This is a genomic window from Natranaerofaba carboxydovora, assembly GCF_022539405.1.
GTDB classification, from domain to species: domain Bacteria; phylum Bacillota; class Natranaerobiia; order Natranaerobiales; family Natranaerofabaceae; genus Natranaerofaba; species Natranaerofaba carboxydovora.
In genome coordinates, this window is the sequence record NZ_CP054394.1 from 605,794 (window position 1) to 631,170 (window position 25,377).

At 35.0% G+C, this 25,377-nt stretch carries 23 protein-coding genes, 1 tRNA gene and 1 riboswitch; of the genes, 19 read left to right on the plus strand and 5 right to left on the minus strand.

The genetic code is table 11. The annotated features are described in order from the left end of the window. Positions 1–705: 705 nt before the first annotated feature. From ACONDI_RS02885 to ACONDI_RS02910, 6 genes are all read left to right on the plus strand, one after another. Positions 706–930 (plus strand): hypothetical protein, encoded by a 225-nt coding sequence (locus tag ACONDI_RS02885; RefSeq protein ID WP_241079987.1) that lies wholly within the window; start codon positions 706–708, stop codon positions 928–930. Positions 931–1,014: 84 nt separating this feature from the next. After that, a complete protein-coding gene (locus ACONDI_RS02890; RefSeq protein ID WP_241079988.1) occupies positions 1,015–1,767 on the plus strand; it encodes a hypothetical protein in 753 nt (250 codons plus the stop codon). A 151-nt stretch (positions 1,768–1,918) separates the two neighbouring features. Further along, positions 1,919–2,158: a hypothetical protein gene (locus ACONDI_RS02895; RefSeq protein WP_241079989.1), complete on the plus strand. Its 240-nt coding sequence runs from the start codon at positions 1,919–1,921 to the stop codon at positions 2,156–2,158. Positions 2,159–2,253: 95 nt separating this feature from the next. Beyond that, a complete protein-coding gene (locus ACONDI_RS02900; RefSeq protein WP_241079990.1) occupies positions 2,254–2,490 on the plus strand; it encodes a site-specific integrase in 237 nt (78 codons plus the stop codon). A gap of 162 nt (positions 2,491–2,652) precedes the next feature. Beyond that, positions 2,653–2,749 (plus strand) — tRNA-Sec (locus ACONDI_RS02905). 240 nt (positions 2,750–2,989) lie between these two features. After that, entirely contained in the window at positions 2,990–4,372 is a 1,383-nt protein-coding gene (locus ACONDI_RS02910; RefSeq protein ID WP_420848174.1) for an aspartate aminotransferase family protein, read from the plus strand. A gap of 320 nt (positions 4,373–4,692) precedes the next feature. On the opposite strand, the gene ACONDI_RS02915 is transcribed toward ACONDI_RS02910, so the two are convergent. From ACONDI_RS02915 to tnpA, 5 genes are all read right to left on the minus strand, one after another. Continuing rightward, entirely contained in the window at positions 4,693–5,145 is a 453-nt protein-coding gene (locus tag ACONDI_RS02915; RefSeq protein ID WP_241079992.1) for a Cif family virulence factor, read from the minus strand. A gap of 44 nt (positions 5,146–5,189) precedes the next feature. Next, positions 5,190–5,717, minus strand: coding sequence for a hypothetical protein (locus ACONDI_RS02920; protein ID WP_241079993.1), 528 nt, complete (start codon positions 5,715–5,717; stop codon positions 5,190–5,192). Positions 5,718–6,338: 621 nt separating this feature from the next. Further along, positions 6,339–7,895 (minus strand): IS66 family transposase, encoded by a 1,557-nt coding sequence (gene tnpC / locus ACONDI_RS02925; RefSeq protein WP_241078390.1) that lies wholly within the window; start codon positions 7,893–7,895, stop codon positions 6,339–6,341. Positions 7,896–7,960: 65 nt separating this feature from the next. Then, positions 7,961–8,317: an IS66 family insertion sequence element accessory protein TnpB gene (gene tnpB, locus ACONDI_RS02930; protein WP_241079994.1), complete on the minus strand. Its 357-nt coding sequence runs from the start codon at positions 8,315–8,317 to the stop codon at positions 7,961–7,963. Beyond that, the gene (gene tnpA, locus ACONDI_RS02935) at positions 8,311–8,619 is read right to left on the minus strand and encodes an IS66 family insertion sequence element accessory protein TnpA (RefSeq protein WP_241078388.1); all 309 of its coding nucleotides are present in this window, start codon (positions 8,617–8,619) and stop codon (positions 8,311–8,313) included. Before tnpA ends, tnpB begins: the two co-directional genes overlap by 7 nt. A gap of 578 nt (positions 8,620–9,197) precedes the next feature. On the opposite strand from tnpA, the gene ltrA reads away from it, so the two are divergent. From ltrA to ACONDI_RS03000, 13 genes are all read left to right on the plus strand, one after another. Beyond that, on the plus strand, positions 9,198–10,523 hold the full coding sequence (ltrA, locus tag ACONDI_RS02940; protein ID WP_241079995.1) for a group II intron reverse transcriptase/maturase: 1,326 nt from the start codon (positions 9,198–9,200) through the stop codon (positions 10,521–10,523). 410 nt (positions 10,524–10,933) lie between these two features. Continuing rightward, complete coding sequence (locus ACONDI_RS02945; RefSeq protein WP_241079996.1) at positions 10,934–11,563, plus strand: TetR/AcrR family transcriptional regulator; 630 nt, start codon at positions 10,934–10,936, stop codon at positions 11,561–11,563. After that, positions 11,544–12,410, plus strand: a complete 867-nt coding sequence (locus ACONDI_RS02950) for an ABC transporter ATP-binding protein (protein WP_241079997.1) — start codon at positions 11,544–11,546, stop codon at positions 12,408–12,410. The genes ACONDI_RS02945 and ACONDI_RS02950 overlap by 20 nt, the downstream gene beginning before the upstream one ends. Next, entirely contained in the window at positions 12,407–13,111 is a 705-nt protein-coding gene (locus ACONDI_RS02955) for a fluoroquinolone export ABC transporter permease subunit (protein WP_241079998.1), read from the plus strand. The genes ACONDI_RS02950 and ACONDI_RS02955 overlap by 4 nt, the downstream gene beginning before the upstream one ends. After that, entirely contained in the window at positions 13,108–13,836 is a 729-nt protein-coding gene (locus ACONDI_RS02960; protein ID WP_241079999.1) for a hypothetical protein, read from the plus strand. Before ACONDI_RS02955 ends, ACONDI_RS02960 begins: the two co-directional genes overlap by 4 nt. An 84-nt stretch (positions 13,837–13,920) precedes the next feature. Then, entirely contained in the window at positions 13,921–14,463 is a 543-nt protein-coding gene (locus ACONDI_RS02965; RefSeq protein WP_241080000.1) for an RNA polymerase sigma factor, read from the plus strand. Beyond that, positions 14,453–15,229: a hypothetical protein gene (locus tag ACONDI_RS02970; protein ID WP_241080001.1), complete on the plus strand. Its 777-nt coding sequence runs from the start codon at positions 14,453–14,455 to the stop codon at positions 15,227–15,229. The genes ACONDI_RS02965 and ACONDI_RS02970 overlap by 11 nt, the downstream gene beginning before the upstream one ends. A 206-nt stretch (positions 15,230–15,435) precedes the next feature. Further along, positions 15,436–15,519, plus strand: a riboswitch (cyclic di-GMP riboswitch). Positions 15,520–15,644: 125 nt separating this feature from the next. Next, on the plus strand, positions 15,645–17,708 hold the full coding sequence (locus ACONDI_RS02975) for a chemotaxis protein CheA (RefSeq protein WP_241080002.1): 2,064 nt from the start codon (positions 15,645–15,647) through the stop codon (positions 17,706–17,708). Between the two features lie 22 nt (positions 17,709–17,730). Continuing rightward, positions 17,731–18,237, plus strand: a complete 507-nt coding sequence (locus ACONDI_RS02980) for a chemotaxis protein CheW (protein WP_241080003.1) — start codon at positions 17,731–17,733, stop codon at positions 18,235–18,237. 79 nt (positions 18,238–18,316) lie between these two features. Next, a complete protein-coding gene (locus ACONDI_RS02985; protein ID WP_241080004.1) occupies positions 18,317–21,052 on the plus strand; it encodes a methyl-accepting chemotaxis protein in 2,736 nt (911 codons plus the stop codon). Between the two features lie 52 nt (positions 21,053–21,104). Further along, the gene (locus ACONDI_RS02990; protein ID WP_241080005.1) at positions 21,105–21,917 is read left to right on the plus strand and encodes a CheR family methyltransferase; all 813 of its coding nucleotides are present in this window, start codon (positions 21,105–21,107) and stop codon (positions 21,915–21,917) included. Between the two features lie 51 nt (positions 21,918–21,968). Continuing rightward, positions 21,969–23,012: a protein-glutamate methylesterase/protein-glutamine glutaminase gene (locus ACONDI_RS02995; protein ID WP_241080006.1), complete on the plus strand. Its 1,044-nt coding sequence runs from the start codon at positions 21,969–21,971 to the stop codon at positions 23,010–23,012. Positions 23,013–23,051: 39 nt separating this feature from the next. Then, positions 23,052–25,361 (plus strand): ATP-binding protein, encoded by a 2,310-nt coding sequence (locus ACONDI_RS03000; RefSeq protein ID WP_241080007.1) that lies wholly within the window; start codon positions 23,052–23,054, stop codon positions 25,359–25,361. Positions 25,362–25,377: the final 16 nt, after the last annotated feature.

Sequence of the window (25,377 nt, forward strand, 5' to 3'; positions counted from 1 at the left end):
GTCTCTAATATCTTTAATTGTCAGATATGTTGCAGGTTTATTAAAGTATTTTGAAAGCTAGTGGTCATAAATATAGTAACTCTTTTGTGTTTTTGCTAAGACCTCTAAGACTTGCTTCAAATTGAAGCTTTTGTAGTACTTATTCTTTGGTCATTTTATAAATCAGCTCCTTAGTTTATTTTGTGCAATAAAGCACTCTATGCACATTATATAAGAGCGCTGGCTTAAAAAAGGCATTATTTAACAGCAAAAGCTAGACTAAATAAAATGGAAAAATTACAGGTGATTGTTTACCACTGCGAAGCAGTTTCGTACTATCTGATTTATGTTTCTTAAAAAATAGCAGTTCTCTTATTTTCATTTGATAAAGAGAATTGCTATTTTTTCAAACAATTAACCATGTGATTATTTTGTGATTCAGCTTGTAATTTTTAAATTTCAACTTCAAAATCAAACTTCTTATACTTTATATGCAGGGGTGTATTTTAAATTCTTAAAAGTTTCTACAAGACCATTGACCCCCATCCAAGCAAGAGTGAAATGAGATATAGATTATATATGATTTGATAAAGATAAATACTTATAATCTATTTATATTCTTAAAGCCTCTTAAAAGCTGAGCTTTTAGTTCGACAAAAAATTACATGTTTCATCAAAGGACAAACTCGTTTCCTGGGAGAAGTAAGGAATAGGGGGGGTGAGGATTTGAAATTTGATTTCCATTTTTATTGTGATGCTGGGCCTTATAATATATTTAAGCCTGAGAAAACTAAATCTTGTAGTCATAGTTTAGCATTAACTTTAATAGAAGCTGAAAAGATACAGTTGCCTTCTAGTGATACTAGTCCTGGAGGAACTTTTAAAGTTAAGGGAATAAAAGAAATAAATTTTACTCATAATGTAATAATATTTAATATTGAAAAAGTATAATCTAAGCTATTGATTATTTGACGATAAATTCTTTATCTGACCGAACAAGGGGTAAAGGATGAGCCTTTTTCCTGGAAAAGAGGGGTGAGAGTAATTAGACTATCAGAAAGAGAAGAATTTAGCTCAGATCAGTTAGTTATTTTGGCTAAGTTTGGAGAAAAAAAGCACTTAGAGGAATTACAAAAAGGCAAATTATTCATGAAAAACTTTCAATTTCATATAAACAAAGAAAAAGAGGAAAAAAACAAAGGTTTAGGAGATAAAAATGAAGCAACAAAAATTTTTTATAATCCAATTATTCAGATAACTGACCCAACTACAAAAGAGACTAGAAATATTGAAACTCAAAAAGCTGAAATAAGATTAGACAAACATGTAAAAAAACCAGTATTTTGCTTAACAAGATTAGATGCAAAAGACTTTATTATTAAGGAAATAAATGAAGATTATATGGAGGCTCAACTGTCAGTTGATAAGGGTAGAAAAAAAGTTCTAAAACAATTTGGTCCTTATTCGCTTTTGATTAGCAATAATCAATTTGTAGAGCGTTTAAAGCAGAAATTGGACAACTTTATTTTTAAAAGAGCAATATATGAAGATAAAGCAGACAATAAGAATTTTATAGAACTATTCAAAGAAGATGATCCTGATTTATTTTTTTACAAAGATACATATTTCATGAACCAAAATGAGAAAAGGTTAGTTTTATTTGGAGAAAATGTAGAAGATTATAAGGTTTTAGACATAGGTGATTTATCTGACATGTCATATTTAACAGAAACTAATAAGTTATTAAGTGGTGAACTTGTTGTTAGATATCCTGCAAAAGAGGTTTAATTGCATAAAAAAACTCACAGGTCTTTTTAAAAGGGCGCTGGAGATTGCGGGTGATAGCGAGCTCAAATAACGTTCGACAAAACAAGACAAGTTACATAAAAGGAGAGCCCTATCCCTGAAGAATCAAAAGGTAGGGAAGGGGGTGAAAAGTTTGAAAAATAGAAGTATCAAGGAAAGATATTCTAATGAAATCACTAAAATAGAAAATAAATTAAATGAATTGATTAATGGGAGAATATACGAGCTAACAAAAGCACAAATGGATGGTTATCTGTCTACTAATGTAAGTGATTTAAGAGAAAATATTTATGATTTATTAGATAAAATAGAAAACAATAAAAAATCAATTAATGAACAAATAGGAGAAGCAATAATTGATAAAAATAATTGAGCCTTAACGGGCTCTTTTTTTATATGCTTTTAGGCCATGGCGATAGAAATATTTTGCCACTTAAGAAAAAAAGAAATCTGGGGTTACTTCAGAAAATGGGTTTTCATACAAATCTACATCTTATACGTCATAGTCATGCTTCTATTTTAGTTAGAGAGAAAGAACATCCAGCAGAAGTAGCGAGAAGGTTAGGTCATGATATAAAAACTCTTCTAGATAACTATGTTCATAAAAATGATGAAAATGCTAAAAGAATAGCAAAAGACTTTGAGGATAAAATAATGAGGATTATGGAGAATAAAAATGTCACACGAAAACCCCACATGGACTAAAAATCACACGAAAGTCACACGAGAAAGAGCAAAAAATATAATTTTGTCACACGAGAATCACACGAGCGATAAAATTTATTAGTACTAAGAAATATCTTAAAACCTTGCTACTTCTAAAGATTACTGTTATAATGGCTTTTGGCGGGAGTAAAAATACCCTTAGGGAGTAGTTGGCGAGCTGGTGCTCCCCGCGGACTTCAAATCCGTCTGGCGGGCGAGTTCCGTCCGCGGTGGGTTCGATTCCCACATACTCCCGCCATATTAAAATGCTTATATAGCGACTGTACACAAAGCATAAGTTAGGCATTTTGGCCAACTTATGCTTTGTTTATTTTTGAAAGAGTCACGTTGTAACTATAACTAGATTTCTAGATATCCAAGTGATACCACAAGGAGAATTTTATGATATTATAGAATATATAGAATTACTATATTACATTCTTACTTTGAAGGGAGAACATTAATGAACTCTAAATCTAACGAATCAAACTCAACTGGTATAAATGAAAAAGAACTAGCAAAGCTTTCTTTTAGTGATGCTCCAAAAATAGTTTCTGATAGTGTTCCGGGACCTATCTCACAGGAGTATATAGAAGATTCGACTAAATATGAATCAATGGCAAGAGGTGCTGGCAAATTTCCTATGGTCTATAAAGAGGGTAGGGGAGCTACCGTCAAAGATCCAGACGGAAATATTTATATTGATATGACGGCAGGAATTGCTGTTAATTCTGTAGGTAGGCGCCACCCACGAGTTTTAAAAGCGATTGAAGATCAGGCCGGAGATCTTCTGCATGGTATCGAGATGTCAAGTGTAAAGCGAACAGAACTGGCAAAGAAAGTGTCTGAAGTTTCCCCTCCCGGCTTAAAGGATAACTGTATAACATATTTTACACAATCAGGTAGTGGGGCCATTGAAACTGCGATAAAATTTGTTAGACAGATAACGGGGAAATCTCAAATAGCTGCTTTTCACGGTGCTTATCATGGTGTCTGGTTAGGTGCGAACTCGCTCACAACTGGGGATCATTATCGAAAGGGGTTTGGTCCTTTCATGCCGGGGGTTGTACATTTGCCTTATCCTTACTGTTATAGATGTTTTTTTGGTCTTACATATCCTGAATGTAAGCTCCAGTGTGCCAAATATGTTGATTATGTACTAAACACGCCTTATACGGGTGCGGATGAAGTGGGTGCTGTTGTAATCGAGGCAGAACAAGGAGAAGGTGGATATGTGCCTGTGCCACCCGGGTATATGGAAGTAGTGAAAGAAGCATGCCAAAAACATGGTGCTTTGTTGATAGCTGATGAAGTTCAAGCTGGAGCCGGAAGAACGGGACAAATGTGGGCTATTGAGCATTACAATGTAGAGCCTGATATAATTACGTGGGGTAAAGGCATGGGCGGTGATTTGCCGATAGCAGGTATCACTATAAGAAGGGATTTAGCAGAGAAAGTTCCTGAAAGATCTCAGCCTAACACATGGGCTGCTAATTCAATGAGTTGTGCAGTAAGTATCACTAATATAGAAATTTTGACTGAAAATAATAAAGCGCTTATAAAGCGAGCAGGTGAGCTTGGTGAAAAGATTAAACAACAGTTAAATGAAGGGGCAAAAAACATAGAAACAATAGGCGAAGTCCGAGGTATGGGCCTTATGGTGGGCATAGAAATGGTAGAAGATAAAGAGTCTAAAAAACCATTGGGTGAAGATCAAATGAATAAACTTATTTTTGAAATGCTAAACCGGGGAGTAATAATGGTACCGTGTGGGCGAAACGAAAATGTATTTCGCATTATGCCTTCGCTAACTATTACCGAAGATCTTGTTTTTAAGGCTACAGATATTTTCTTGGATTGCGCTAAAAAGTTAGAGAAATAATTAATCATCTAGAATTTTATACAATGTAAATTGATCTTTTAAAACAAGTGTGATTATAGCTAAGGGGTTCGATTTTGAAGTTGAAATTTGAAAATCACAAGCTAAATCAAAAAAAGTCACATGGTGAGTAACAAATTTTTCACACTAAAATAATTGCAGTTCTCTCATTTTTGATAGAGAGAACTGCAATTAATCTAAGGAAATTATGACTCCCATTAACATAATTAAGAAGTTAATCTTGAAAATCGTTATATAGACAGTGAGCAGCTAGCTATCCTACATAAAATATCTTGTAAAAACAACTGAAAGCTGAGTTATATTTATTCCAGTGGTTGAGAATCAGTTATTTCTGTTTCGTAAATTTTCCACTGTCCATCTTCTATGCGAACCTCATGAACACCAGTTGCGGTATTATCCTCAAAATCTTCTCCATTTTCGGCTCTAGTTTCCTGTTCAAATTCTACTGTTGCGGTTTCTTCATCTGCTAAACTTACATCTAGGATTTCTAGTTCATATTCTAAGTCAAATTGTTCAAACAATTGTTTGGTTTCCTCTACGGCAATTTCAAAATCAGGATGATTTTGATACATTGTTTCCGAAAAAGCATCAATATCTTCGTCTTCAGTAGCTTCTAAATTTCTCTCAATAACTGCAACAATCTCGTTTTTCTCTTCTTGGCTAATATCAAGCTCTTCTTCCTGTTCCCCGCAGCCAACTGTAACCAGCATAAAAATTGCAAGTACTACTGTCAAAAATGTTAGACGTGTACGCAAGGTTCCTGCACCTCCTTTCTTAAAGATATGTTCCAAATTTATATTCAAACTTTCTGCTCTTCTAAAAACGATATTATATTGTTTACATTTTCTAAATTTTTTCCGTAATCAACAACCTGAAAGAAAACAGGTCTGCTAGAAATCACGATGTGGGTACAATCTTTTGTTTCTGTTAATTTGAAAGATACTGTATCTCCAAAAGTATCCCATGTTATACCTGTTTTTGCAGTAATCGTTCCCCCCGAGTAATTTTTCTCTTTTATTTTAGGTTTTTTTAATTGGTTTACGGATTCAATACATAATTCAAACGCTTTATCATAGGGTACAGGCAAATTAATTTCTTTTGTTTGTTTAACATCATAATCATTTGTGGAATCAGCTGATGATTTTCTTTTTACTGATTTTTTATTCCAATATCCAAGTATTCCTGTCATAAAAATGCCAAATCCTATTCCAGATATTAAATTAGACACTATGTTAATATCCCCGTAAACTACAAAATCGAAAATCATCATCAATAATCCAAAGCCGATACTTGTTTGCAAAAATATTCTTATTAGCTTTCTCTGCATACTTCGCCTCCTTTAAAATTTTATAAGGTTTAGAAGTTTAATAAAACTTAACCACCAATTCCAGGGCCACCAGGGCCACCAGGGCCACCAGGGCCAGGATTAGGTGCTCTTCCCGTCTTCTTTTAATTCATATAACACACCTCTAGCAGAGGGTGGATTCCATTTAATATAGATATTGCAACTAAAAAATCATTTGGAAATGTAATTGAATATGTTTTTATTATTTCATCATTTTTATAGTCTATATAACCACTAGACCTAGATAAAAAACTTTGAATTTCTTCATATTCCTTTGGTTCGATATAGGTATTTGTTAAAAGTAATAGTTGTTCTTTTAGGCAAAAAAACACCTCCATAAAACACTATGAAAACCTTAAACAAATGATTTCTCTCAAATTTTTGATTCAATTATACATTAGATGAAAAAATCTTAAAAGTCACAATTAATCTAATTTTTTGAATAATTTTCACATCTAAAATCACAACATTTTAACACAAGAAATATTTATTTCTATTGTATATTATCTTGTGAAAAGTTTGTGATTTTAAATTTTCAACTTCAAAATCGAACCTCTTATGATTATAGGTGAGCGTCAAATAGCGCCCACCTTGAAATAAAGATTACTTTTGGATTTTACACTCTGAAGGGATAGCATCAGACCATGGTAGTAACTCATCAATAGCTTCTTGGTCTTGAAGATCAATATTAGGAAGGTTTTCAAACAGGAATTTGAGGTATTCAAATGGTTTCAAACCGTTTTCTTTGGCTGTTTCTACAATACTGTAAATTGTAGCACTGGCCTTAGCACCCTTAGGAGTATTGGCAAACAACCAGTTTTTTCGACCCACTACAAAAGGCTTGATGGAACGCTCAGCTCTGTTGTTATCTAACTCTAAGCGACCATCTTCTAAAAACTTCACAAGTTTAGGCCACTGATTTAAACAGTAGTTGATAGCCTTACCAAAGGCACTTTTAGGAAGAACTTTAGGTTTTTGTTCTTTAAGCCATGCGTAGAACTCTTCTAATACCGGCAAACTACGCTCGTGCCGAATTTTGTGACGCTCTTCGGGCGTTTTATCCCGAAGGTCATGTTCTATGGCAAAGAGTTGGTTGCAAAACTCCAGTCCTTTCTTAGCACTTACTTGAGCATTTTGTTGGTCTTTTGGGAGCGCTTTTAATGCTTCATCAAATTTACGCCTAGCGTGAGCTAAACACCCAACAAGGCTGATATCAGATAAATCATTGTACCCTGAGTAGCCATCAACCTGTAAGAATCCTTCAAAATCAGCCAAGAACTTTCGGGGGTGCTTACTTGCCCTGGTGGTTCTGTAGTCATAAAGTATTATTGGTTCATCTTCTCGTCCGGTACGGTAAAGCCAAAGAAATGATTTATTCTTTGCAGACCTACCATCTTCACGAAGTACCTGAAGATTGCTCTCATCAGCATGCAAAATGTCTTTTTCAACTAATAGTTCATGTAATCTATTGTATAAAGGAGTGAGCCAGCGATTTGAGCATTCTATCATCCAGTTAGCCATAGTCTGTCTTGACAGTTTTATACCCAAACGAGATAACTGTTGTTCCTGACGATAAAGGGGCAGAGCATCTACGTATTTTTGGTTCATGATATGAGCTACGGCAGAAGAGGATGCTACACTGCCGGGTAAAACCGGGTTAGGCATGGAAGCTGTAATTATGGAGTTCTCAGTGCCTTCCTTATCACAGCGGCGACAAGCATAAACATAGCGTACATGTTTAACTACGCTTGCCTTAGCAGGAATGATCTTTAGTTCTTTTCTCTCTTCTGTACTCATTTCATGAAGCTCGTCACCACAGCAGGAACACACCTGCTCCTCGGGGGAAAGGCGGTGCTCGATAGTCTCTTCAGGCAAACCGTCAAGCTGGTCTTCACGGTGCCCTTTACTTTTACGGCGCTTGTATGTAATTTCCTCCAGTTCGGGTTCTTTAGAATTAGAATCAGATTCTTTTTCAGCTTCGTTAAAGAACTGCAGCTGATCTGGAGGGGTGGCTTCACTAGAACTTCCAAACTGCTTTTTTTGCTTAAGACGAAACTGTTCCTTTAGCCAGTCGTTTTGTTCTTTTAAATCAGCATTTTGGCGTTCCAGTTGGTCACATCTATTTTTTAATTGGTTAATGGTTTCTGATTTATTTTCCATATTTAATTAATTCTACTTAAATGGTAAAAAGCCCTTTAATATCAGGGCTTTTTGGAGAAAAAAATTTATAATATTGTTCTTGCCTTTACTTCTTTATGGGCATCACCCTGATCAAGGGAGAGGCCATCCAACAGCCAGCGTAGCTGGCGGTAGGTTATTTTCATAGGAACAGGAGAACCTTCATCTGGCCATTTAAACTTGCCTTCTTCTAAACGCTTATAATATAGCCAAAAACCGTTGTTTGACCAGTGGAGTATTTTTAATTTATCTTTTTTCCTGTTGCAAAAGACAAAAAGGCAGGGAGAGAAGGGATCTAAATCAAAGGATTCTTTTACAATTACTGCTAAGCCATCAATTGATTTTCTAAGATCCGTTTTGCCCCTTGCCAGGTAAACTCGTTCTATGGCAGCTTCATTTAACATAGTCCAGACAATGTATTAACTAAGTCTTTTAAAAGACTTTTATCATAGCCAGGTTTTACTTCTATTGAGGCTTTACCTACTTTTACTGTAATATTACTTTCATCTGAATAGTCTACTTCTACTGGTGACCATTTAGTTTCTTTGGAAGGAGCATCTTCTTTGTATTTTCTACACCAGTAGCGTAATCGATTGAGTTTAACACCATTAGCCTTGGCCCAATCTTTTGCTGTTTGGCCGCTGGCCCGAAATGCTGAGACTCTCTCTTTCCACTCAGCTCTTAACTGTTCATTTGTTTTTGCCATAAAAAATCATCCCCTTCGTGGTTATTTGGGGAAGATTATGGCATATTGTATGAAGAAAATCTAGGTGGGTACTGTTTGACGCTTAGTGCGGCCGGGCTAGGCCGTGAATATATAGTGGGTGTGAACCCCATCTGGTAATGCCTAACCAGCAACCAGTAGCAAGTCCTTGGAGCTTAACTGGTAACAGCTAAGCTTAAGCGTAGGATAGCGAGACAACGGGCCAAAAGCGAAAGCTGAAGGGATTGAGCCCTGAAATAAACAATGAGAAGGCCGATGCTGTTAAGCGGGCAGAAGGCAATACCAAAGTGGACGAAATGGTGAGACCGCTTTGGCTTCTCCGGGGTCGGAGACCTTGGCACGTTGGACATTAATATAACACGGCAACCCGGGAGGCCCTGCTAGTTCTCCGAAAGGAGTATGGTGTACAAGCGATAACAAAGTGAGAAAGCCAAATGACTGGCAGGGAATCGGATTACTGCGTAGTACCGATGAAGCAGGGTAACTCTTGCAGGAGGAAAGGCAGTAACATAACATTCCCTAAAAAGGGACACATTCGACACACGCAGAGGTGGTAAAGAATGAAAACGAAACTGGATAGGATAGCGGAAATTGCCAAGAAAGAACCCAAAGAAAAGTTTACATCGCTGGCACATCTGATCAATGAAGAAATGTTAATCCAATGCCACAATGAAATAAGTGGAAATAAAGCAACTGGAATTGACAAAGTGACTAAAGCTAAGTATGGAGAAGAACTTAAAAGCAATGTTAAAGCGTTAGTAACAAAACTCAAAAGCAAATCATACCGTCCACAGCCGGCTAAAAGAGTCAACATACCTAAACCCGGGACTAATAAAACACGACCACTGGGTGTACTTGCCTATGAAGACAAACTACTACAACGAGGGATTGCAAAGATATTAAATTCAATCTATGAACAAGACTTTCTTGACTTTTCCTATGGTTTTAGACCTAACAGAAACTGTCATGGTGCGTTAAAACACCTAAACATCATCCTCGAACATAGGAAAACCAACTATGTAGTAGATGCAGATATTGAAGGATTTTTCGACAATGTAGGCCATGAGTGGATAATGGAGTTTATAGCCCATCGAATATCTGACCCTAGTTTAAAACAGTTGATAAAAAGGACCCTCAAAGCCGGGTATATGGAACATGAAATTATGCACAAAACAGAGGAAGGAACTACTCAGGGGGGACTAATATCACCAATACTAGCTAACTTATATCTACATTACGCTTTAGATGTCTGGTTTGAAAAAGCAGTAAAACCGAAATGTAAAGGGCAAGCCTACATGGTTCGGTATGCCGATGATTTTGTGTGCTGCTTTCAGTACAAAAATGATGCTAACAAATTCTACGGAGCTTTGCAAAAAAGACTTAATAAATTCAATCTAAGTGTATCTACTGAAAAAACCAAGATAATAACTTTTGGTAGATTTGCAGAAGAAAAATGTGGCAGGGAAGGTAGAAAGAAACCAGAAACATTCGACTTTTTAGGTTTTACTCACTATTGCAGCAAAAGCCAGCGAGGGAAATTCCGAGTAAAAAGAAGGACAAGCCGTAAGAAGTACAAAACAGCCCTATTAAACATGAAGGAATGGATCAGAAACAACAGGACGACACCAACGCCCAAGCTGATGAAAGAACTAAATGCCAAACTACGTGGACATTACCAGTTTTATGGTATTACAGACAACTCAAGGATAAGCAATTTCAACAATGATACTAAACTTCTTTTGTTTAAGTGGCTGAATAGAAGAAGCCAAAAATCAAGTTTTGACTGGGATAAATTTAACTTATTCTTGACGAAGCACGAAGTTCTTAAACCTAAAGTATATGTAAATATATATGATACGGAAGATATAATTGGCAATGTAACGTGAATGATGTTATGAGGAGCCGTGTGCGTTAATAGCGCAAGCACGGTTCTAAGAGGGTTGTGCGCTCAATCCACTAAGGAACAAATATTGTGACACTCTCAAAGGAGACAGAGAGCAACGGGGAAAACAAACCTGTTCCTAAGGTAGAGAGGCGCACTTCTACTCGACCTTTATTTCTATTGTATATTATCTTGTGAAAAGTTTGTGATTTTAAATTTTCAACTTCAAAATCGAACCTCTTATGATTATAGCACTTGTTTTTTTATTATTACTGTCATGCATTACTATCATCGGGCTATTCCTGGGGAAGCTTTGAATTAATGTGGATAGTTGCTTATACTGCAAATAAGAAGTATAATATAACTATATGAACAAATGAACAAAACATTCACACGCTCGCAGGAGGGTTATATATGGTGCCGAAAGGTTTTGAACCAGAGGAGAAAAAAAGGATTAAGGAGGAACTAAAAGAATCAGCCAGGCAGCAATTTTGTGATAAAGGCATAAAAGGAACAACTATAAGTGAACTTACAAAGCAGGTGGGAATCGCTGGGGGATCTTTTTACAGTTTATATGACTGTAAAGAGGAACTTTTCTTTGAAATCATTGAGGATGAAGAAGACAAGATTAAAAAAGAGTTAATATCTAGTGAAGTATTAGAAGGGAAAATAACTCAGGAGAAGTTAAAGAAATTTCTTTTTAAAGCTTATGAGATCGTGGAAACAAACCCTATTATTAAAAGGCTGTTTTTCCATGATGAATATCAGTTACTTCTTAGAAAACTCCCCCAAGAGAAAGTAAATGAGCATATTAGAGATGATATGACAGCATTCTTACCATTAATTAATACATGGAGAGAAGAAGGAGCATTGAGAGATGAGCCTACAGAGGTGATTGGTGGCCTTTTAAGAGCTTTATTCTTAATTAGCCTTCACAAAAAAGAAATAGGCGAAGATATATATGATGATGTTATTAGGCTTCTTATTGAACTCATTTCGGAGGGGCTGATTGTGACTAGGGGGGATGAAGGTGATAAAGGTTAGTAATCTTAGCTTTACCTATCCTACAGGCGATAAAAAGACCATCAAAGATATAAGTTTTAATATCCCCAAGGGTGAGGTGTTTGGCTTTCTTGGTCCTTCCGGAGCAGGAAAGAGTACAGTACAAAAGATCCTTATAGGAATTTTAAAGGGTTATGAGGGTTCAGTTAATGTTATGGGGGAGGAGATTAAGGTAGTTGGATCAGATTTTTATGAGGAGGTTGGGATATCTTTTGAGCATCCAAACCTTTATCCTAAGTTAACTGCAAAGGAAAATTTGGATTTTTTTGGCTCCTTGTATAAGGACAGTACGAGCAATGTGGAGGAGTTACTTGAAATGGTGGGGCTAGAAAATTTTGCCGATAAAAGAACAGGAGACTTTTCAAAAGGGATGAAAAACAGGCTTAGTTTTTGTAGGGCTTTTTTGAATAAACCAAAGCTTTTGTTCTTGGATGAGCCGACTTCTGGTCTTGATCCCGAGAACGCCCGCAAAATTAAAAATATTATACTATCCTGTAAGGCTGAAGGTAAGACTGTTTTTTTGACCACCCATGATATGAAGGTTGCAGAAGATATTTGCGATATGGTGGGTTTTATTGTTGATGGGGAGATTGTATTGATAGATTCTCCAAGGAGGCTGAAACTAGCCAGAGGCAAAAAGATTGTAAGGGTAGAATATAGAGAGGAATGTGGTGAAGGCATTAAGGTCAAAGACTTTTCCCTTAAGGAGATTGCTAATAGTCAAGAGTTTTATGAGCTAAATAAAAAAAAGGATGTAGAAACCATCCATACCCTTGAACCAAGCTTAGATGATATATTTATTGAGGTTACTGGAAGGAGTCTAAAATGATACAACTTAACCTACTGAAAAATGACATTAGATTTCAGTTTAGACATGGGTTTTATTATGCTTATCTGGTGATTACTATTTTTTATATTGGGATACTAAGGTTTATTCCTTTAGACTTTAAAGAGTATATAGCTACCCTGATTATATTCTCTGATCCTAGCGCTTTAGGCGGTTTTTTTATCGGGGGGATTATACTCCTTGAGAAAAACCAGAGGATATTTGACGGCCTTTTTAGTGCTCCAGTAAGGATACAAGATTATTTATTTGCTAAAGTATTTTCTCTAGCTATAATTTCCCTTTTAACCAGCTTTATTGTAGTATTTGCATCTGGATTAAAAGTAAATATATTACTACTTTTTATTGGGGTTATTATGAGTGCAGTTTTCTTTACTTTAATTGGGCTCAGCCTTGCAGTTATTGTAAAGAATTTAAATCAATATATTCTACTTTCACCTCTTTATACATTCTTTTTTGTACTTCCAATTTTGGATTATCTTGAAATATACTACCACCCTGTATTTATGTTATTACCTGCGAATGCATCTCTTATCTTGATTGAAGGTGCTTTTTGGGGCATTAGCCTTGGGTCATTTATATACAGTGTTGTCAATTTAGGTGTCTGGATTATGGTGGCCTATGTACTATCGAGAGTGTGGTTTTATAAATATATAATATTAAATCTCGGGGGTGGGGGAAGGTGAAGTCTAGCATTGGTATATTAATTGCTAATGATATTAAAAATATCACCCGAGACGCCATATTGATAATGTCTATTTTGGCTCCAATACTTTTTGCTAGTGCTATTAGGTTTGTTGTCCCTATAATAGGAGAACTGCTCAGGGAGCAGTATGGGTTTAATCTATTAGAGCACTATACTTTTATTATAGGCTTTATGATTGTGCTAACCCCTTTAATGATAGGGACATTAATTGGTTTTTTGATTCTTGATGAGCGAGATGAGGATATTATTACTTTTTATTCTGTGACCCCTCTTTTAAAATCCGGGTATATTTATTACAGAACTTTTATTCCAGCGGTGTTTAATTTGGTATTTACAATTATTTTAGTGTATTATACTGGAGTGTTAGAGGTTAGTTTTTTGACATTAGTTCCTGTTGTATTGATGGCTTCCCTGGCAGTTCCCATGATGGCTCTTTTTTTGGGGGCGTTTGCTGGTAACAAAGTAGAGGGCCTTGCTCTGTCAAAAGGGGTAGGTATAATGTTCTTCGGGCCTGTTATAGGATATTTAGTTGGCTCGTGGTGGAATATATTAGCCGGGATATTACCACCTTACTGGGTATCTATGGCCTTTTTGAGTCAGGTGGATAAAGTAGGTGTAGCTTACTTGTTTTATATTGTTGTGGGTATTGGTATTCATACTTTTATAATCGGTTTACTTTATAAAAAATTCAAAATTCGGATTTAAGAATAAACTTTTTGCTCATTTAAAGGGTATATATAAGTGAAAGGATCATCGCGATGGTAATTTCTAGAGAGGAGATAATATAAGATGGACAAATTAACAAAACAAAAGATAACTGCAGGTGATAAACAAGCTTTTCAAAACTTGTATGAAAAACATATAGATAGTGCATTGCGGACAGCTATGGCAATTACTAGAAACGAAAACATAGCAAAAGATGCCGTGCAAGAAACTTTTATCCGGGTGTACAAAAATCTAGATAGTTTTGATACAGATAAAAAATTTACTCCCTGGTTTTTTAAGATTTTGACAAATGAATGTAACCGCCTTTTGAAAAAAGAGTCAAAAATACTTAAATTAAATACCCCATTAGATGGAAAAGAGTTCAAAACTGCTTCAGCTGCAGAAGAAGACTATGATGAATTGTACGAAGCAATTCAGTCTCTAAAAGACAGCTGCCGACTCCCAATAATACTGAAATACTTACAGGGGTTTAGTGAGAAAGAGATTGCCCAGATACTGTCGTTAAACCAAAACACCGTTAAATCCAGACTATTAAAAGGAAGACAGGTTTTGAAAGAAAAGTTAAATGAGAATGAACTTGAGGGAGGGCCACAGTATGGATGTTAAAAAAATAAATGAAAAACAAATAAAGGATGCTTTGTTAACTAATACAGACGCTTCTCCAAAGTTAAAGGAGGAAATTTGGAGCGAAATCGATAAAGAAATTTTTTCAGGCCCCACAAAAGATAAGAAAAATTATAATAGAGAAGAGGTTATTAAAATGAAAAAAAGAAATGGATTTTTAAAGTATGTAGTTACAGCTGCGGTGCTTGCGGTATTGTTTATAGGCTTACAAACACAACCGGGTCATGCTTTGATATCTCAGATAAGAGAGATGTTTGCCCCTGAGCAGGATGTGACTCAAATTATAGAAGGGATAGAAGAAGAAACCAAATTAGAGCTAACAGAAGGAAAAGAAACTTCCTATGTAATCTATGTTGATGAAGAAAGATACAAGATGACAAGAGAAGATGATAGTGACGTTATCGTGCCCAAAGAACCTTTAGGAGATGCTTATCCTGAAGTATCTATGGAGATAAAACATATACAAGGCGAAAAACCTGAAGCAATAATCGGCGACTTAGAATCAAGCTTTAAAGAAGAATTTGATTATGTTACAAACCCCCAAAAAGTTAATGATCCAATTAATAGCCACATGATATATGGTGAATCAGGCAGTGAGTGGGATAGTCCAGTGAAGAGGGTATATGTCATAGACAGTGGTGACGGTGGCAGCTTTGTAGTAACACAACGCTTCTTTTTAGAAGCTTATGAAGGTCACGGGGCAAGATTTAATGAGATGTTAAAAGAATTTCATATTATTGATGAGTAGGATTTTTGAAATCTGTTTAAAATAGTATAAAATTTTATGCCTAGTCATTATTCTTTAGTATTAATGACTAGTTTTTTTTGAAAATTATATTTTTGACTTATCTTACCTTAACTTAGAAATAATTATAATAATTAGTTAATTATTATTGAAATGTAATAAGTTTTACTATATACTTAGAGATAATAAAAGTATTTTTAGGTAATATAAAAAAATATAGGCAAACCTGTTGAAAATCAGGGACGCAAAGCTACGGGTCTAAGGTAGTAAGCTATGATCGCCGGGCTGCACTAAGTTATATGTTTCTATATGACACTAAATCACTCCCCTAATTTCACCGGGGAGTTTTTTATTGGATGAAAGTAGTAATAGTAGCTAATATCAAAACAAATAAAAAAGAAAGGGGGCTCAACAGTGGATGTCAGATAACTTCAATTCTCCAATGTTAGAGATGTATACTTTCGAAGCTGACCAAATGGTAGAAAAGATGGAAAAAGTTATCATGGATAGCGAGAGAGAAGAAAACTATTCTAGAGAGGCAATAGACGAAATTTTTCGGGCAATGCACACTATAAAAGGTTCATCAGCTACTATGTTTTTTAATGATTTAGCTACACTTGCTCATTCAATGGAAGATCTTTTTTACTTTCTGCGTGAAGGGGAAGTACAATCTTTGGATTGTTCTGCTTTGACTGATCTAGTACTAGAAGGTGTAGATTTTATTAAAGTAGAGTTACAAAAAATCAAAAATGGTGATGAACCAGATGGAGATGCAAGTGCAATTATTGATAGTAACCAAGAATTTTTAACACAACTCAAAGTTGATAACTCTATTGGTGAAGAGATTAAAAAGCCTGAAACAGAAGAGAAAGTTCAATACTATATTCCACCTGAAAAAACTGCAGATAGTAAATTAGAAAAAAGTCTTTTTAAATCTACAATATTTCTTCAAGATGATTGCGATATGGAAAATGTTCGTTGCTTCACAATAGTAAGAGATTTGACAGAGTTAGCTGAAGAAATATTCCATACACCAGAAGACTTAGTAGAAGATACGGAATGTGTACGATATATACGAGATAATGGTTTTACAATCTTACTAAAAACTGCTGAAAGCTATGAAACAATAGATAGCTTTTTTGAAAATGAGTCATATATTAAAAACTATGAATTGATTGAACTAAAAAACGAAGAAGAGTTTGATTTGTTTAGGCAGCCACGGCAAGTAGAATTAAAAGATAATGCGATAAAAACCCCACAGAGTAGAGCTACTACTGCTGAGAAGTGTGTTGAGGTCGAAAAAACTAATACTACGCAGAGCATTATTAGTGTAAATGTTGATAAGTTAGACATGCTAATGGATACTGTTGGAGAGCTTGTTATAGCTGAAGCCATGGTTACACAAAATCCAGAAATTGTGAACTTAGAACTGGAAAATTTCCAAAAAGCATCAAGGCAGCTTCACAAAATTACGACTGAACTTCAAGATATGGTTATGTCTATTAGAATGGTGCCCTTGTCTACTACTTTTCATAAAATGCATCGGATTGTGAGAGACATAACGAAAAAGCAAAACAAAGAAGTAGAGCTAAAAATTAGAGGTGAAGAAACTGAAGTAGATAAAAACATTATCGAACATATATCCGACCCCTTGATGCATTTGGTTAGAAATTCTATTGATCATGGAATCGAGTCAAGTGAGGAAAGAGAGAAAAAAAACAAGGAAAAAGTAGGAAACATTACTATTGAAGCAAAAAACTCAGGTAGTGATGTTTTGATCATAATCAAAGATGATGGGAAAGGACTAGACAAAGAAAAAATCCTGCAAAAAGCATTTGAAAAGGGCCTAATAGAGAATCGAGACAAGGAAATGACAGATAAAGAGATCTACAACATGATACTAATACCTGGATTTTCCACAAAAGATGATATTTCTGAATTTTCCGGCAGAGGTGTGGGGATGGATGTTGTGAACAAAAATCTAGAGGTTGTGGGTGGCTCTGTAGGAGTAGACAGCGAAGTAGATGTCGGTACAAGTATAACCCTCAAGATTCCATTGACTCTTGCTATTATTGATGGTATGAACCTAAAGGTAGGCAACTCAAGGTTTACTATACCATTGGTTAATATTAAAGAATCCTTTAGGCCAAAAGAAAAAGATTGTTTAAAAGATCCAGATGATAACGAAATGGTCATGGTACGGGGAGAATGTTATCCAATTCTAAGACTTCATGAGTATTTTAATAGCGATCCAGAGACGGAAGATTTTGCAAGTGGGATACTGGTTATGGTAGAGCATGACGAAAAGAAGCTTTGCTTATTTGCGGACGGGCTATTAGGGCAGCAGCAGGTTGTAGTTAAGGCTTTGCCGACTTACATCAAAAATATTAAAAACATCAAAGGTTTGGCCGGATGTACACTACTTGGTGACGGGAGCATTAGTTTGATTTTGGATGTAGGGGGATTAAGTAAAGTTAACTAATAACTAAGAGAGGAGAATAGTTATGGCAAAGACTACAGAAGAAAAAACGCAAGAAAAGTTTGAACTAGAAGAAGATACGCAAAAAGGAAAATACTTAACTTTTGTCTTAGGCAAAGAAACTTACGGTATTGGGATAGAGTTTGTAACAGAGATAATTCGGCTGCAACCGATTACCGAAGTGCCTGAGCTGCCAGGTTATATAATGGGGATCATAAATCTAAGGGGAAAGATAATTCCTGTGATGGACGTAAGGTTGAGATTTAATAAAGAGTTTAGAGAATACAATGAAAGAACATGTGTCGTTGTTATAGATGTTAGTGATACTTCAATTGGTTTGATCGTAGATGGAGTATCAGAAGTTCTCTCGATACCAGATTCAGAAATAGTTGATCCACCAGAAGTTAAAAAGTATGGGAATAAGTTTATAAAGTCTATTGGAAAAGTAAAAGACGAAGTTAAGCTTTTACTAGATTGTAACAGACTAATATCAGAAGATGTAATGGAGGAGCTTGAAGCTTTGACAACATGAAAATACTATTAAAGTAATTTGTAATGTATCAAAGTATAACAAAAGTTTAATAAAAAATTGACTAGAAGGAGGATGAAAAATGAATATGAATACTAATTTATTGTTTGGTTTTATATTATCAGGGGTACTAATTATTGTAGTAGGAGTTTTGGGAGCGTCTAATGTTATAGCTTCGACACTTATGTATATTATAGTTGCTGCAGCGGCAATTAGTGTGGTAAGTATTGGATTATTTTTAACTTCAAGTATGAATAAATCTTTGAGAAGTATTAATTCTAATGTAGCAGAATTAGCTGATGGAAACGTTAATGTAAGTTTCCAATATAATGATGATGAAATAGGCTACCTAAATAAATCTCTTAGTAAAATTGCCCAAAACATGAGAGAAGAGGTGGAGGTAGCCAAAAAAATAGCAGATGGAGATCTTGCAGTAAAGGTGAATGCTAAGTCCGAGAATGATATTTTGGGTAAGAGTATAGAGCAGATGGTAGAAAACTTAAGAAGCTTGATTGAAGAGGCAGGAATGTTAGAAAAAGCGGCTATGGAAGGAGATCTAAATACTCGAGGTGATACTGAAAAGTTTAGAGGAGGTTATAAAGATATAATTAAAGGAGTTAATAACACTTTAGATGCGGTTATAAGTCCCTTAAATGTAGCAGCGGAAAACGTAGAAAGAATTAGTGTGGGTGATATACCACCATTAATCACTGCCGAGTACAAAGGAGATTTTAACCAAATTAAAAATAGCCTAAACCATCTTATAGAAGAAACAACTAACATTACAGATACTGCCAAGAAACTTGCTGTTGGAAATACAAATGTAAGTTTAGACAAGAGAAGTAAAGATGATTCACTTATTGAGAGTTTACAAAAAGTAATAGCTAATAACCAGCATGATGCAGAAAATATCCAGACTTTAGCAGCTGGAAACCTAGATGTAGATATAAAAGTTATGTCAGAAGATGATGTTATGGCAAAGAGTGCAGTAGTATTAAAAGAAACTTTGAAAGAGTTAGTGGTGGACATGAAGGATTTATCTAGAGCAGCAGTCGCCGGAAAGCTTGACACAAGGGCGGATGTAAGTAAACACAAAGGAGAGTTTGCAAATATTGTACAGGGTATCAACGATAATTTAGATTCAGTTATAAGTCCTTTGAAAATGGCGGCTGATTATGTAGAAAGAATAAGTGTTGGCGATATTCCACCGGTTATCACTGATGAGTACAAAGGAGATTTTGATGAAATCAAAAATAGTTTAAATCATTTGATAGAAGAGACGACAAATATAGCAAAAATAGCTGGAAAGCTTTCAGTAGGTAATACTAACGTTAGCTTAGATAAACGTAGTGATGATGATATGTTAATTGACAGCCTACAAAAAGTAATAGCCAATAACCAGCATGATGCAGAAAATATCCAGACTTTAGCAGCTGGAAACCTAGATGTAGATATAAAAGTTATGTCAGAAGATGATGTTATGGCAAAGAGTGCAGTAGTATTAAAAGAAACTTTGAAAGAGTTAGTGGTGGACATGAAGGATTTGTCTAATGCAGCTATTGACGGAAAGCTTGATACCAGGGCAGATGTGAGTAAGCACAAAGGAGAATTTGCCAGTATTTTGGAAGGGGTTAATGATACCTTGGATCAAGTAATTGAACCTGTTAAGGAAGCTTCAGAAGTGCTTCAGGAGATGGCAGAAGGAAACCTGCAAAAAAGAGTTGTAGGAGAGTATAAAGGGGATCATGCCAAAATTAAGAATGCTTTAAATGAGACGCAAGACTCATTATCATCTTATGTTACAGAAATCTCCAAAACATTGACAGAAATGGCCAATTCTAACTTGAATGTTGAAATTAGAGGGGAATATAAAGGAGATTTTGCAGAAATAAAAGATGCCCTAAACCTTATAATAGCATCATTAAATGAAGTTTTAAGCGAGGTTAACAGTGCTTCTGAGCAGGTGGCATCTGCTGCAAAACAGGTTTCGGATTCTGGAATGTCTTTATCTCAAGGAACTACAGAGCAGGCAAGCTCAATTGAAGAACTTACAGCTTCTATTGAACAAATTGCAGCTCAGACTAAACAAAACGCTGAAGATTCAACTACAGCTCAAGAGTTATCCCAAACTGCTAAAGAAAACGCAGAAAAAGGGAATAGACAGATGAAGGACATGCTTGGAGCGATGAGCGAAATAAATGAGTCTTCAAATAGTATTTCGAAAATAATAAAAGTTATTGATGAGATTGCATTCCAAACAAATATATTAGCATTAAATGCGGCTGTTGAAGCGGCTAGAGCAGGACAGCATGGCAAAGGGTTCGCTGTTGTGGCAGAAGAAGTTAGTAATTTGGCTGAAAGGTCTGCAAATGCTGCCAAAGAGACAACTGAAATGATCGAAGGATCTATAAATAAAGTTGAACATGGGACAAGCATTGCTAATCAAACAGCAGAAGAACTTAATGAAATTGTAAATGGAATAACCGATGTTGCAAGCTTAGTTGGAAATATCTCAAGCGCTTCAGGTGAGCAGGCAGCAGCGGTAGAACAAATTAATCAAGGGGTTAATCAAGTTTCTGAAGTGGTACAAAATACGTCTGCTACTTCCGAAGAAACAGCTGCGGCGAGCGAAGAAATGTCATCACAAGCCGATGTCTTGAAGCAAAAAGTAGGCCAGTTTATTTTAAAACGGAATAAAAATCAAACCTTTGAAAGAATGGATGAACTTAATGTTAATGACAATGGCAATGAGGAATTAATAACTGCGGATAAAGTACAAAAAATAGCCCTTACTGACAGCGAACTTGGTAAGTATTAATTTCTAGGGGGCGTTATAGTACGTCCCCTCTTTTAAGTAAAGGAGAATGTCCATGCTTAAACTAACCACAAAAGAATTCCAACTACTGGCCGAATATATCAAAAATAATTACGGAATTACTTTAAAAGACGAAAAAAAACATTTAGTGCTTAGCAGACTCCAAAATGTAGTAAAACAAATGGACTTTAGTAGTTTTACTGAATATTATAATCATCTTGTTGCTGATACTAGCGGTTGTTCAGTGAGTGTTCTTATAGATAAGATTACCACTAATCATACTTATTTTATGAGAGAAGCTAAGCACTTTTATTATTTTAGAGATGAAGTACTCCCATACTTAAAAGAGACAGTAAAAGATAAAGATTTACGTATATGGTGTGCGGCTTGCTCAACTGGGGAAGAACCTTATACCCTAGCAATGATAATTGATGAATTTTTTGGTGAAGAAAAACGGTACTGGAACACACAAATTTTGGCTACGGATATTTCTCATAGTGCTTTAGAGACTGCAAAAAAAGGTATATATAGCAATGAACAGTTACTGCCTCTAGCAAAAAGATGGAAGATTTCTTACTTTAAAAAAATAGACAATGATAATTCATTAATTGTTGAGAAGCTAAAAAAAGAGGTTATTTTTAGAAAATTAAACTTAACAGATCGCACATTTCCCTTTAAGAAAAAACTTCACGTCATATTTTGTCGGAATGTAATGATATATTTTGATAATGAAATAAAAGAAAAATTAGTAGAAAGGCTTTACTACTCTTTAGAAGAAGGGGGATTTCTTTTTATTAGTCATTCTGAATCTCTTAACAGAGCAAAGACAAAGTTTAAATATATTCTTCCTGGTGTCTATAGAAAGTAACGATAGAGATATGATACTTATATCCATGCGTGTTTAAATGAGGTGAAAATAGTGGCTACTATTAAGAAAATAAAAGTTTTAATAGTGGATGATAGTTTGTTTTTTAGAGAGTTTTTGGCAAGAGGATTATCAGCAGACCCAATCCTTGATGTAGTGGCCAAAGCTAAGGATCCCTTCGATGCCAGGGACAAAATTCTAAAGTATAGGCCTGATGTTATGACTTGTGATGTGGAAATGCCCAAGATGAATGGTATTGAGTTTGTTAAGCGTTTATTATCACAATACAAGATGCCGGTTATTATTGTAAGTTCTATAGGAGATGCAGCTTTTGAAGCTATGAAAATTGGGGCTATAGATTTTGTATCTAAACCAGATACTAGGTCATCAGAAAATGTAGAAAGTTTTTTGGCAGATATGATTTATAAAATAAAAATTGCTGCAAGATCAAATATAGTGCAATCAAAAATTAGAGAATCCAACTCGGTTCGAACAGAACCAAACTATGATGATAAAAAAGTAAAAGTGAGTGGTAATAAAATTATTGCTATGGGTGCTTCCACCGGAGGAACTGAGGCGATATTTAATATTTTAAAAAAGCTACCAACTGAAATTCCTGGGATATTAATTGTCCAACATATACCCCCCATGTTTTCTAAGTTGTTTGTGGATCGAATGAACGACCAACTTCCATTAAAAGTAAAGGAAGCAGAAAATGGAGACTATGTACAGCCAGGAACTGCTTATGTTGCACCTGGTTCAAAACATATGAGGATCAGAAAAATCGGCAACAATTGTAAAATAAATTTGTTTGCCGGGGAAAGACGAAATGGACACTGTCCTTCTGTAGATGTTTTGTTTGAATCTGTTGCGGATTCCTGTGGCAAAAATGCCATTGGTATAATATTAACTGGGATGGGATATGACGGGGTGAAGGGTCTTATGGCCATGAGGCGAAAAGGTGCAAAAACAATCGGTCAGGATGAAAACACATCAGTAGTGTATGGAATGCCTAAAGCTGCTTTTGACATAGGTGCAGTAGAAGAACAAATGCCTTTAGACAAAATACCTCAAGCAATAATCTCGTTCCTAAATTAATTTTAACTTTGAGAGGTTCTTTTAAAGGTTGGTGATAGTATGACTAACGTACCAGATTATTTTGATGCCATTTTAAGATGTATTGGAGACGGTGTTATTTATGTAGATATAGAGGGAAATGTAGAATATATTAACGATGCTGGTGAAAATCTAACGGGTTGGAAGTTAGAAGAAGCATATGGCAAGCCTTTTGAAGAAGTTTTTCCGATTATAAATATTAAAAATAACAAATCTATCGATAGTCCAATTTGGGAAGTTTTAAATGGAGCTGATATGGTAGGGCTTAAAGAATATTCAGCACTTATAGCAAAAAATGGCACAAAATATTATATATCCGCAAGTTTTTCAGCTGTTAAAAGGTCACAAGAGAAGTGTAAGGAGACTGAAGCTGAGAATAATTTGATTGGAGTAGTAGCAGTTTTTCGTAATATTAATAAGATCAAGAAAATGGAAGAGGAGATAAAAAAAGAACGTAATATAAGCTTAGCTATGCTTGATAACTTGCCTGTTATGGTTTGGCGCTCAGATCTATCAAGGGACTACTATTTTAATAAGACTTTCCTGGATTTTTTGGGGACAGAACTTAAAAATACTATGGCAACTATTTGGGAAAAAACTCATCCAGATGACATTGATAGGTTTTTGGAAGTCTATACTGATTCATTTAAAAAACGTGCACCTTATGAATTAGAGATAAAAATGGAAAGAAAAGATGGAGAGTACCGGGATGTTATAAGTATTGGATCTCCTTATTATAATATTGATAATGAATTTATGGGTTTTGTTGGCACATTTCTTGATATAACTGAGCGAAAAAAGGCAGAATCAGCTCTAAAAGAGTCAAAAGTTAAAGCAGAAGTTGCAAATAAAGCAAAGAGTGAGTTTTTAGCAAATATGAGCCATGAGATCCGTACCCCCCTAAATGGTATTATTGGAATGATTGAGCTTACAAGACTAACTGATCTTACCAAGGAACAAGAAGATAATTTAAGAATAGCAAAAAACTGTGTAGATACTTTATTAAAAATCATTAATGATGTATTAGATTTTTCAAAATTAGAAGCAGAAAAGCTGGTGATAACTGAAGATTATTTTGATATACACGAAATGATAGAAGAAGTAATTAATATGCACAAATTGAATGCACAGGAGAAAGGTTTGAAAATTATAACGGTAATAGGTGATGATGTACCAAATTATCTAAAAGGTGATGAAAATAGGATAAAACAAGTGCTAAATAATTTTGTAAGTAATTCTGTAAAATTTACAGATTATGGCCAAATAAGACTGGCTGTAGATTTAGTGGCAATTAAAAGTGAATATGCTAGCTTGAAATTCTCAGTTTCTGATACTGGAATAGGTATCCCATCTGAACAGCACGAAAAGATAATAGAAAGCTTTACACAAGCAGATACTTCTTATACTAAAAAGTATGAAGGGACAGGTCTTGGATTAAGCATTTGTAAAGAAATTTTGAAGCTTATGGATAGTCAGATCGAAATCAACAGTGAAGTAGATGAAGGTAGTGAATTTTATTTTTACCTTAAATTAAAAAGAGGGAGAAGTAGAGCAAATCGAGATTTAGTTATACCAGATCAAGTTAAAGAAAAGATAAATGAAGAGTATAGGATACTTTTGGTTGAAGATGATAGAGTAAATCAATCTAGCCTTTCATTAATTTTAAAAGAGCATGGATATACTGTAGATTTGGCTTGTAATGGTAAAGAGGCTTTAGAGCGTTATTATAGCAGTTTTTATGATCTTATACTTATGGATATTCAGATGCCAGAGATGGATGGTGTAGAAGCTACAAAAATAATAAGAGATAAGGAGAAAACATCGAGGGGAAAATATACTCCTATTATTGCAATTACAGCATTTGCCTTAGATGGTGACAGGGAAAAGTTTATGAACTCTGGTATGGACGAGTATATCGCAAAACCAGTCAACTTTGTGGAGCTTTTTGACAAGGTTAAAAAATTTACTGAGAAAAGTAATAGAATAGCTGGTTATAGCGATAACGCTAGTGAAAGTGTTACTGTTAATGAACATGGAGAAGTGATTTTTAAAGATGATGATAAAAAAATCTTAAATGGAAATGGTCTATATATAATAGATGAATATGTTTTAGAGTTTAAAAGGGCACTTGAAGAGAAAAATTTACTATCGATTGAACAATTAGCTCACAGATTAAAGAAAGAGACTGAAAAAATAGGTGCTGTTGAATTAAAAAATAAAGCATTCAAAATAAAATTAGCAGTAAGACGTGATGACATTAATAATGTTAGACATAACTTTAGAGATTTTATAAACGAATTTAATGTTTTGAAAGGAGTTAAAAAAGATTAAAAAGTATAGGGGGAGG

Bases quoted from the DNA above. Each gene is read 5' to 3' on its own strand.
- ACONDI_RS02900 (WP_241079990.1), top strand. From the start codon at position 2,254: ATGGGTTTTCATACAAATCTACATCTTATACGTCATAGTCATGCTTCT.
- ACONDI_RS02920 (WP_241079993.1), bottom strand. From the start codon at position 5,717: ATGCAGAGAAAGCTAATAAGAATATTTTTGCAAACAAGTATCGGCTTT.
- tnpC (WP_241078390.1), bottom strand. From the start codon at position 7,895: ATGGAAAATAAATCAGAAACCATTAACCAATTAAAAAATAGATGTGAC.
- tnpB (WP_241079994.1), bottom strand. From the start codon at position 8,317: ATGTTAAATGAAGCTGCCATAGAACGAGTTTACCTGGCAAGGGGCAAA.
- tnpA (WP_241078388.1), bottom strand. From the start codon at position 8,619: ATGGCAAAAACAAATGAACAGTTAAGAGCTGAGTGGAAAGAGAGAGTC.
- ltrA (WP_241079995.1), top strand. From the start codon at position 9,198: ATGAAAACGAAACTGGATAGGATAGCGGAAATTGCCAAGAAAGAACCC.
- ACONDI_RS02945 (WP_241079996.1), top strand. From the start codon at position 10,934: ATGGTGCCGAAAGGTTTTGAACCAGAGGAGAAAAAAAGGATTAAGGAG.
- ACONDI_RS02950 (WP_241079997.1), top strand. From the start codon at position 11,544: ATGAAGGTGATAAAGGTTAGTAATCTTAGCTTTACCTATCCTACAGGC.
- ACONDI_RS02955 (WP_241079998.1), top strand. From the start codon at position 12,407: ATGATACAACTTAACCTACTGAAAAATGACATTAGATTTCAGTTTAGA.
- ACONDI_RS02965 (WP_241080000.1), top strand. From the start codon at position 13,921: ATGGACAAATTAACAAAACAAAAGATAACTGCAGGTGATAAACAAGCT.
- ACONDI_RS02970 (WP_241080001.1), top strand. From the start codon at position 14,453: ATGGATGTTAAAAAAATAAATGAAAAACAAATAAAGGATGCTTTGTTA.
- ACONDI_RS02975 (WP_241080002.1), top strand. From the start codon at position 15,645: ATGTCAGATAACTTCAATTCTCCAATGTTAGAGATGTATACTTTCGAA.
- ACONDI_RS02980 (WP_241080003.1), top strand. From the start codon at position 17,731: ATGGCAAAGACTACAGAAGAAAAAACGCAAGAAAAGTTTGAACTAGAA.
- ACONDI_RS02985 (WP_241080004.1), top strand. From the start codon at position 18,317: ATGAATATGAATACTAATTTATTGTTTGGTTTTATATTATCAGGGGTA.
- ACONDI_RS02990 (WP_241080005.1), top strand. From the start codon at position 21,105: ATGCTTAAACTAACCACAAAAGAATTCCAACTACTGGCCGAATATATC.
- ACONDI_RS03000 (WP_241080007.1), top strand. From the start codon at position 23,052: ATGACTAACGTACCAGATTATTTTGATGCCATTTTAAGATGTATTGGA.